This window comes from Paraburkholderia sediminicola, assembly GCF_046026895.1.
Classification (GTDB): domain Bacteria; phylum Pseudomonadota; class Gammaproteobacteria; order Burkholderiales; family Burkholderiaceae; genus Paraburkholderia; species Paraburkholderia sediminicola_C.
On record NZ_JAQQEU010000143.1, the window covers coordinates 1 to 7,780 of the forward strand.

At 56.5% G+C, this 7,780-nt stretch carries 4 protein-coding genes, 1 pseudogene and 1 other annotated feature; of the genes and pseudogenes, 4 read left to right on the forward strand and 1 reads right to left on the reverse strand.

Annotated features, from left to right (window positions below):
• Nucleotides 1–379: 379 nt before the first annotated feature.
• A pseudogene (locus tag PQR02_RS38895) lies at nucleotides 380–799 on the reverse strand (transposase); the annotation flags it as partial.
• Nucleotides 383–498 (reverse strand) — a sequence feature (AL1L pseudoknot). (Overlaps the previous pseudogene by 116 nt.)
• Nucleotides 800–1,382: 583 nt before the next feature.
• Between PQR02_RS38895 and PQR02_RS38900 the strand changes: the two are divergent.
• The 4 genes from PQR02_RS38900 to PQR02_RS38915 all read left to right on the forward strand — a co-directional run.
• Nucleotides 1,383–2,783 (forward strand): TolC family protein, encoded by a 1,401-nt coding sequence (locus PQR02_RS38900; RefSeq protein ID WP_408243141.1) that lies wholly within the window; start codon nucleotides 1,383–1,385, stop codon nucleotides 2,781–2,783.
• 52 nt (nucleotides 2,784–2,835) lie between these two features.
• Nucleotides 2,836–5,037 carry a type I secretion system permease/ATPase gene (locus tag PQR02_RS38905; RefSeq protein ID WP_408243142.1) on the forward strand — a complete coding sequence of 734 codons (2,202 nt, stop codon included), beginning with the start codon at nucleotides 2,836–2,838 and terminating at the stop codon, nucleotides 5,035–5,037.
• Nucleotides 5,034–6,281 carry a beta-barrel domain-containing protein gene (locus tag PQR02_RS38910; RefSeq protein WP_408243143.1) on the forward strand — a complete coding sequence of 416 codons (1,248 nt, stop codon included), beginning with the start codon at nucleotides 5,034–5,036 and terminating at the stop codon, nucleotides 6,279–6,281. Before PQR02_RS38905 ends, PQR02_RS38910 begins: the two co-directional genes overlap by 4 nt.
• Before the next feature lie 372 nt (nucleotides 6,282–6,653).
• Nucleotides 6,654–7,780: BapA prefix-like domain-containing protein (locus tag PQR02_RS38915; protein WP_408243144.1), on the forward strand; the 1,127-nt coding region annotated here is incomplete at its 3' end.

Consider the following 7,780-nt stretch of genomic DNA (forward strand, 5'->3'; position numbering starts at 1 on the left):
GTCCATCATGCGTGCCTATATCCATGTTTATATCGCGGGCCGCCATCAGGAAGTCTCGCTGAATGCGAACGAGATCCTGGACTGTACACGCGCAAGATCGCGATTTGCAAAGCAACATACGGCTCGACGAGGCCGCCTGGAGGGTAGGAAAACGCGCCGACCCGGCCCTTGTCGATCAATTCAGCGAAAGCGATCAGATGGCCTTCCTCGATTCACTTGCGCTCGCAGGGAGAAACTGATCTCAAAATAAATCGCCTTCTTGTTTTACTCGGCCGACTATCTGTCAGGTGGAGTCCAGGATAATAGAAACTACAACCGACCTTCGGGAGGCTGAACTGCCCTTTGCGAATACGATGCATCAACTCGATGCCTGCGATCGTGATCGTGCAATCCGCAAGACTTTCGAGATCGGGCCGACCCGAAGGCGTCGCGATGCTGATCGACAACGGCCTTCAGGACTTCAGACGGCGGTCTAGCTCCGCCGGGGCGAAAGACGCGCTCGCCAGCTTCAGAATCTTGTTGGCACGGCGCAGTTCCTTGATCTTGCGCTCCAGCGCCTTAAGGCGTTCACGCTCCGACGTGATCACGCCAACGCGCTCGCCGTTCTCGACTTGCTCTGCTTGACCCACCCCAGCAGCGTCCGGCTCGTGCATTCGATCGTCGGTGCAATGGATTCGACCACCGCCCCCAGCGACAGATGCTCACTACGCTGCTCTCGAACCAGACGAACGGCCCACTCTCGGACCTCGGGGGAAAACCTCGTTCTTTGCTCATGACTCTCAAGAGAGTAACCATCCACCAAATCCGGGGCGGTTCAGTCGTCAGCAATCCCTTCTTGAACATAGCCCGTTAGGGGCTGCCAGCCGGGCCTGACATTTCAAATTCGTACAAGTATGACTCAAATTTCACCACTATTAGCATTTCGTAAAATTGAGATGCAACGTTAACGATCGTAGTATTGATCTTGTCGTAGCGAAGGGAAGAGAAGGTGCGGAAAGCGCGCTATTCAAGACGAGACAGAACACATTCGTTCAACACTCGCAACGATTGCGAACCTTTGTGAAAGTTGATTGACGTGTCCGTTCATTTGCCCCGTGACCAGACAAAGCCCCGTTCCCAACCGGATTGATAGCAGCGCGGTCGCCTCGAGACACGTAGTCAGTGAGTTGAACATCGCGATTCAGATCCATGGCTTAGATAAGGGTCACCGAAGTATCAGGTGACATAAGTTGAGCGGACTGGATATTGGTATCCCGGTTGAGAATAGGCGGGTTTGGCTGACTAAGCTGGCCTGATGTTTAATATAGCATGCTTAATAAGTTCGTACAACTAAGTATGCGAATTTTTTTTCAGGAGATTCTGTTGTGCGTAGACTTAAAAGCTTGACTGCCATTGCACTTCCGCCGATTTTCGTGATCGCGAGTGCGGTTGCGAACGAATGTAGGGCTCAGCAGCCGGCAGCGAGCGACGTTTCGCCGCTAGCATTGTCGGTGCTGAGCCAGCGGGATAAAGACGTGGTTCGGTTAGCCGGCTCATCACTCGCCATGCGAGATTCTGACGGCAAGCCGACCGGCACGGAAAGCCCCGATGCGGCCTCCCTTGGCGGGATGACCGGCATCGCTGGTGCCATTTCGACCGCCCTGCAATCCTATCCGGGGATTCGAGCTGCTGGTGCCAGCGTGTCGGCCCAAGAGGCGAATGTCGATCAGGCGCGCTATGGGCACTGGCCTACCGTGGGCTATCAGGCAACCCGCCAGATTGCTAGCGATGATCCGATCAATTTGCCGACTGGCTTTAGCGGCTCCCCGGTGATGAAGCTCAACCTATACGCGGGCGGCAGCATCAACGCCACGATTCGCGCGCAACGCAGCAAGCTTGACGAGGTCAAGTACCAGGTGATGAGCGAGCAGGACACGACTGCGCTCAATGTCGCACAGGCATATATCGACTGGTTTCGCGCGTCTGAGTCGCTGCGCTATGCCTTGGAAAACGAGCAACGTCACGAGAAGCTGGTCGCCGATATTGGCGAAATGGCGAAGATCGACCGGGGGCGTGCAGCCGATTATCAACAGGCGCTTGTGCGCCTGTCATCGGCGAAACAGACGGTTGTCGACTATCAGGGACTTCAGCGTCAGGCGGCGAGTTCTCTGCTGCGGTACACGGGTTCCATGCCGAAGGGTGTCCCCAGTCTTGAAGATCCCGTTATCGATCGCATGCCCGTTCCGGACACGCTTCCGCATGCTCAGGAGAATGCCGTTTCGGCACATCCGGATGTACGGGCTGCGTTTGCCGATTGGCAGTATCAACAAGGGAACGTTTCGGTAGCCAAAGCAAGCCTGCTGCCCCGCGTTGACCTCACGGCTGCGACCAAAGGACGTTCGGTTGGCATCACGATGACGTGGACTGGCTTTGACATGGCAGCACGATCTGCCGTCAAGACAGCCCAGTATTCGGCGATATCGTCTCGCGAAAGTTATGAAGAAGCTGGCCGGAAAGCCGTCGACGGGGTAACGAGCGCATGGGCTGCATATGAGCGTGCGAAAGACCGCCTGCCGATGGCGCAAAGCCAGGATCAGCTGGGTCTTCAGGTTGCAGATTCGTACCGGCTCCAGTTTCAGATCGGGCGCCGAACCTTGCTGGATTTGCTCAATTCGTATTCCGAGCTTCTTTCGAATCAGGTCAATGCTGTCCAGACCCAGGCTGATCTTGCGGTAGCTCGCTATAGCCTGCAGGCGGCGTTAGGGCAACTGTACCAAGGCTATTCGGAACACGGCGGAGCCTAACGATGTTGATGTTAATTGATAGCTCGCTTGTAATTTTTTCGTGGAGTATTGCATGAATATGAATATTTCTGGTTCGGACCTTAAACAGATTGAAGAAATCGATTTCGATACTTCAAGTGGGGACGAACTGTGCCAGGCGGTGGCCCTGCTGACACGGTTGCACGGGCGGGCGATCCCTGCGGAAGCGCTGCGCGAAGGTGGTGGTCTGAACGACATCCAGGGTCGTGTTTCACCGACGCTCGTGATGCATAACCTTGAGCTGAACGGCTTTACTGCCAAATATGCGCGGCGAGCACTGGAGAGTCTGACACCCGAATTACTGCCTGTTATTCTGATTAAGAAAAATGGCGGTGCTCTGGTACTTGCGAGTCTGGATGCCGGTGGTGAGAAAGCTGTGGTCCTCCTCGCTGAGTCGGGTATGGGTGAAATAAGCCTGTCAGTTGAGCGACTGGCTCAGGATTACGGTGGCGTATGCATTCTGGTCAAGCCCCGGATCGACAAGCTGGACCGGGGGCTCGTCGCGAGCATCGAATCCAGGACGGCATGGTTGTGGAAGTTGTTGTTGCGTTACCGGTCCTACTACTGGCAGGCGGCCGTCGCAACAATCATCGTGAATCTGCTTACCATGGCGTCAGCATTTTTCACCATGATCGTGTACGACCGCGTTGTGCCCAACCGGGCATACGAAACACTCTGGGTGCTTGTCGTGGGCGTAGTCCTGTCCATGGTGCTCGAGTTTGTATTGCGCAATGTGCGGGCATGGCTGCTCGACATTGGCGGAAAGAAAGTCGATTTGCTGATCAGCAGCAATCTGTTTCAACGCACGATGAGTTTGCGTCTGGACGCAAAGCCGGGATCGGCGGGCGCATATGCGAGCAACCTGCGTGATTTCGAATCATTGCGTGACTTCTTTACGTCGGCGGCCTTGACGACAATCGCCGATATGCCGTTCGTCATTCTGTTTCTGGCAATGATCGGCATGATCGGCGGCTGGTTGGCGCTGGTGCCACTGCTGGCGATCCCGCTAGTTGCTGGCATTGCGCTGCTCTGCCAGGTTCCGCTCGCGCACTATACGCGCCTCAGCATGAGTCAAGCTGGCGAACGGAATGGCGTGCTTGTCGAAGCGGTTGATGGACTTGAGTCTGTCAAAGCAAGTGGCGCGCAATGGTGGATGCAAGAAAAATGGAATTCGGCGAATGCGTTTTCCGCCAACAGTTCAGCGAAGATCCGCGCGCTCACCAGCGGTGTGATGCACCTGAGCGTTCTCATTCAGCAACTGTCGACGGTTGTCATCGTGGCATGGGGTGTTTACATGATCGGTGACAACCATCTCTCGATGGGTGGATTGGTTGGAACAGTCATCCTGGCAGGGCGCGCAATCGCACCGGTCGCGGCGCTGCTTGGTCTGGCTGCGCGCTGGCAGCAAGCACGAGTCTCGCTCGACACGCTGAACAATTTGATGGAACGCCCGATCGATCGAGATCCGCAGCGAACCTATGTTTTGCCAGAACATATCCTTGGCCAACTGGAAACGCGCGACGCGGGCTATGTCTATCCGGGCACGCAACGCCCCGCTGTCCTGCCAACGAGTTTTGCGATTCCGGCAAATGCACGCGTTGGTCTGATCGGAAAGGTGGGAAGCGGAAAGTCGACCCTCCTGAAAGTTCTGGCGGGATTTTATGGTGCGTCGGAGGGCTCGGTGCAGCTCGACAAGATTGATGTCAGTCACATTGATCCTTTCCGCCTGAGAAGTGCTATCGGATACGTATCGCAGGAAAGTCGAGTGTTTCATGGGTCGATCAGGGAGAACCTGACCGTGGGCAATGCGCTGGTTGCGGACATCCGGATATGGGACGTACTAAACAAGGTGGGTCTGGGTGAGTACGTCAGTACTTTGCCGGAGGGTATCGATACGAAGATTGGCGAGAACGGAGCGGGTCTTTCGGGCGGGCAGCGACAACTGCTGGTTATCGCGCGGCTTTTATTGACGGACCCGTCAGTGGTGCTGCTCGACGAGCCTACCAGCGCGCTCGATGCCAATAGCGAACGACGTGTGCTCGAGGTGCTCAACGTGTGGCTTGGCCAACGCACCCTGGTGCTTACTACACACAAGCCTCAACTGCTGGCATTGGTCGGCCAGATTATGGTTATGGATTCAGGAAAGGTCGTGGCTGCGGGTGAGAAGGGAGAAATGTTAGCGGCACTGGAGCGCGGCTTGACTGTTCCAGTGCGTACTGCGGAGGTCGCAAAATGATGACGAACAACAGGTTTGGACAGGTTCCAAAGAGCGAAGATATTGCGTATATGCGTGATGTTTCGGCCGCGCTCCATGCAGAGCGCCATCCGTCTGCGCTTTGGACGGTAGCTGCGTGTGGGCTAACGGTTTTGATTTTTCTGGTGTGGGCGGCTCTCTCGCATGTTGATGAGGTAACCAAGGCGCAGGGGCGCGTGATTGCCTCGGATCGGGATCAGGTGATTCAGAGTCTGGACCCCGGCGCGGTTGCGCAAATCTACGTCAAGGAAGGCGATCGGGTTAAGAAGGGCGCACCGCTGATCCGCATCGACGATGCGCGATCAGGCGCCGGTTACCGTGAAGAACGCAGCAAAATGCTGGCGCTTGAGGCGGCAGTGGCACGGCTGAATGCCGAGGTCAGCGGCACCGATATCAAGTTTCCGGCAGAGGTGGCGGCCGAGCCCGATATCGTGCAGAAAGAGCGCGAGCTTTACGTGGCAAGGAAGCAGGCGCTGGACCAGGGTTTGGCCGAGATGAAAAAGAACCTGTCCATCATTGATCGCGAGATATCGATCACTGCGCCAATGGTGGACAAAGGGGTCGTGTCGGAAGTGGAACTGTTGAGACTTCGTGAGCAGGCAAGTGGGTTGCGGCTGCAAATGACAGACCGCGTCTCCAAGTATCGGGCCGAGGCCAATACAGATCTAACGAAGTTTTCGGCTGATCTTGCCCAGGCACAGCAGGCCACGGCCGGTCGGGAGGACGCCTATAAGCGCGCCACGATCGTCGCGCCGATGGACGGCATCGTGAAGAATATCAAGGTATCCACAATTGGCGGGGTGGTCGCGCCGGGTGAGGAGATCATGGAACTGGTGCCGGATAACGACTCCCTGATCATTGAGGCTTACGTCAAACCTGCCGATGTTGCTTTCCTCCGCCCCAACTTGCCGGCAACAGTCAAGGTTCTGGCGTATGACTATTCCATTTATGGTGGCCTTGAGGGCGTCGTATCGCAGATTAGTGCTGACACGATACAAAACGACGACAAGTCTCGTGCCATTTCGTTGTCCCCCAATGACCGTGATCAAAGCTTCTACCGGGTGGTTGTGAAGACCAAATCCTCTGTATTGAACCAGGGGAAGGCGCCGATTCGGATTTTTCCGGGATTGACGACTACGGTGGATATTAAAACGGGGCGCAAGACGGTATTGAGCTATCTATTGAAGCCAGTATTCAAAGCCCGCGACGCTTTCCACGAGCGGTGATTCGATGGGCCGGAGAGGAGCGCGAAGCGGCTGATTTGTGAACTTTAACGCTGCCTGATCCTTTCAGCCAGCGTTGACCAAGTCGAATGAACACACGCCGCTGTTTCCTCTCGCGCACCTTTCTACAAATTTCTATAAATAGTCTTTCGTGGTGTTCGCGAACGTGACCTGATTCTGACTAGTCTGGGCATGCGTTGCAGTGATTTCTGTCAAGTAAGAAATCGCTAAGCCTGGAATGCCGTCACAATTTAGGAAACTGCAGGTCAATATAACAGGTTGCACGCAAGCGTCGATTTGGTCGCGCAGGGCGGGTCACCTTCTGGTTAGAGAAGTAGTGCCAAATAATCTTTCAGGTAATCGCGGAGCAATTTTATGCTGGTAAATGTTAAGGTCGTTGATCGTGCGGATGGCAAGGTCGACCAGAATTTGACAATTGGAACTGCGCACGGTGTGGTTGTCCTGCACCATGCGAGCGTGGTCGAGCTCAATATTCATGCGGAAGAAGTGCAAAGCTACCGCCGTGAAGGCGCGGACCTGGTTCTGCATCTTAAGGATGGCCAGGAAATTGTGATTAACAATTTCTTTGTGGTCTCGGGAGAGCGGTCCGAAATCGTGTTTGTTTCGGATAAGGGCGGCTTTGACTGGCTTGACATGCATTTGGCTAACGTTCCTGGCGAGGCGGCCGCTGACGGCTCTTCGATCGCTGGCGGCGTTGACGCGCAGCCTGTTTTTCAACACATTTCCGATGTATCGGTCCTCCTGGATGCGGGTTCGTCAAGCTGGCAGGACTGGGCGCCGCTGGCCTTGCTGGGCCTCGGCGTAGCCGGCGCTGGCATTGGTGCTGCGGTTGCGTCGGGCGGCGGCGGAAGTGCGGCCACCGTGCCAGAAGTGCAGGTGGCAGCCCCGACCGCGACGGCCACGGGCAATCCTGATGGCACGGTGACGATTGCGGGCACGGGTGTGCCCGGCGGCACGGTGACGGTAACGTATGCGGATGGCACGACGGGCACCGCCAAGGTCGCCGCGGATGGTACGTATGCCATCACCTCGCCGACACCGGAAGCGATCGGAACGATCAATGTGACCGATACGGTCAACGGCCAGACCAGTGCACCGACCCAGATTAGCTACACCGATGGCGTGGCGCCCAATCCGCCTAACGCGCAAATAATCGGCAATGGCGAGGGCACGGTGACGATCAGCGGCATCGCCGTACCAGGTAGCACGGTGACGGTGACGTATCCGGACGGCACGACGGGCAGCACCAGGGTCGCGGCGGACGGCTCGTATGCGATCACCTCGCCGACGCCGGAAGCAAACGGCATGATCAGCGTGACCGACACGTTCAACGGCCAGACCAGCGCGCCGACGCAGGCAAACTACGTCGATGGCACCGCGCCGGCGTCGCCGGAAACAACGGCCACGGGCAATCCTGATGGCACGGTGACGGTGGCCGGCACGGGCATTCCGGGCAGCACGGTGACGGTGACCTATCCGGA

Excerpts from the sequence above, each read along its gene's own strand:
- PQR02_RS38910 (WP_408243143.1), top strand. The coding sequence starts at position 5,034 with ATGATGACGAACAACAGGTTTGGACAGGTTCCAAAGAGCGAAGATATT.
- PQR02_RS38905 (WP_408243142.1), top strand. The coding sequence starts at position 2,836 with ATGAATATGAATATTTCTGGTTCGGACCTTAAACAGATTGAAGAAATC.